This window comes from Acidaminococcus sp. (assembly GCF_050873445.1).
Taxonomy (GTDB): domain Bacteria; phylum Bacillota; class Negativicutes; order Acidaminococcales; family Acidaminococcaceae; genus Acidaminococcus.
Genome location: NZ_JBNMIU010000100.1, coordinates 1 through 2017, shown reverse-complemented (window position 1 = coordinate 2017; position 2017 = coordinate 1). Strand labels below are relative to the sequence as shown.

At 46.7% G+C, this 2017-nt stretch carries 1 protein-coding gene; it reads left to right on the top strand.

Features of this window, described 5'->3' with window-relative positions; genetic code table 11:
* Nucleotides 1–399 precede the first annotated feature (399 nt).
* Nucleotides 400–1839, top strand: a complete 1440-nt coding sequence (locus tag ACR0QW_RS10945) for an FAD-binding oxidoreductase (RefSeq protein WP_432643658.1) — start codon at nucleotides 400–402, stop codon at nucleotides 1837–1839.
* Nucleotides 1840–2017: the final 178 nt, after the last annotated feature.

Sequence of the window (2017 nt, the reverse complement as noted above, 5' to 3'; positions counted from 1 at the left end):
CATATCTATGCTCCTTTCAGTTCTTCGTGGTGGTTGAGTTGAAATTCAGTTTAGGTATGTCTTATTTTATATAAAACATAGGGGTCTTGTGAACAGGAAGTCCACAAGACCCCAACATTTATTATAGAACCTTTTTTTTTACGTTCTTGCGGAACTGTATATAAAAATGATTCGTATGAGAAATATACGGAATTTTTCAAGGAACAATATAACAAACGTTACATTTTTACATGGAAAATACATAAAATATGCAAGGTGAATTGAAAAAATGTATAAAATCAAAAGAAAAGAGACCTTTACATGTATACAAAATGTGGTATACTAAAAAACATCAACCTCAACGGTAGAGAGACGGACGCATAAAAACGTTACAAAATCAAAGGAAGAAGGAAATAAACAATGGCACATACGTACAATCCAGTAACTCCGGAACTGGTAGAAGAATTAAAAAAAGTGGTGGGCGACCATTACGTCAAAACGGACGAAGAATATCTGGAACAATACCAGACTGATGAAGAAGGGAATCCTCATTTCTTTAAGAAACCGGAAGTCGTGGTATTCCCTGGCAGCACGGAAGAAGTGGCAGCCATCGTGAAACTGGCCAACAAATACCTGGTTCCCATCACTCCCCGGTCTGCCGGTACTGGCGTGGCCTGTGGTGCCATTCCCATTTACCATGGCATGGTAGTGGAACTGCAGCGCATGAACAAAATCTTGAAACTGGATGCGGACAACTTCTACGCAGTGTGCCAGACCGGCGTATTCACCGGCCAGCTGCAGGCAGAGGCCAGGAAGGCCGGCGTTATGTATGCCGGTGATCCTTCCAGTGCGGAATCCTGCCAGATCGGCGGCAATGTGGCCAACAATGCCGGCGGCAACCGTGCTGTACGGTATGGTACCACACGTGATCAGATCTACGCTCTGAAAGTCGTCACTCCCACCGGTGACATTGTGGATGTAGGTGCCCGGCTGAAAAAATGTTCCACCGGCCTGTGTCTGGAACAGTTATTTGCCGGCAGCGAAGGGACCCTGGGTATCATCACGGAAGTAACCGTAAAACTGCGTCCGCTGCCTCCTTACGCTTTCAATATGGTCTGCGTGTTCAAGACCGATAAAGAAGCCTTTGCGCTGCCCAACAAGATCCTGAAGGCCGGAATCGACCCCACCTCCATCGAATACATGGGCAACTCTGCCATCGACATGACGGTGAAATATCTGAACAAGATGAACCAGAACATGGAATTCCCTCATGTGGATGAAGGCTGCTGCTACGTGATCGTAACGGTGGAAAGCTTCGAACAGGACGAATCCGACCGGAAAATGGAAAAACTGTGTGATCTGGCAGAAGCCAATGGTTCCATCGATGAATTCGAAGCTGATGAACGGATCTGGGTATTGCGGAAACAGTTTGCGGAAGCTGCCCGGGATATCGACAAGATGTTCCAGACGGAAGACTTCGTAGTGCCTCTGGATAAGATTGCACAAATGACTGCCCAGATCCCTGAACTGGAAAAGAAATACAATCTGTATACTGTGACGGTGGCTCATATCGGTGATGGGAACATCCATGTACTGCCTCTGAACAAATATGGACTGAGTCCGGAAGAATGGTTCAAGACCATCAAGGCTTTCCATGCGGACCTGTTCCCCCGCGTCTATGCCCTGGGTGGCAAGATGAGCGGTGAACACGGCATCGGCTACAAGAAGCTGGAAGAATTCGCCCGCTGTACTCCGGACGGGGAAGTGAAGATGATCAAAGCCATCAAACAGGCCCTGGATCCCAACAACATCATGAACCCGGGCAAACTGGTGGATATCAACGGTGATTTCATCGCATAAATTGCAAAAAGACAGCTGTCGTGCTTGCGGCAGCTGTTTTTTTTGTCGGGTTTGAAAACCCCACGCTATGCGTGGGGTTCTGGAAAGCTTTTAGCTATACCAAAAAATCCTCCTTTGGTAAAATGAAGATGGCTACCAACCACTTCATTTTGAAAGGAGGATATCCTGAATGGATATT

Excerpts from the sequence above, each read along its gene's own strand:
- ACR0QW_RS10945 (WP_432643658.1), top strand. The coding sequence starts at position 400 with ATGGCACATACGTACAATCCAGTAACTCCGGAACTGGTAGAAGAATTA.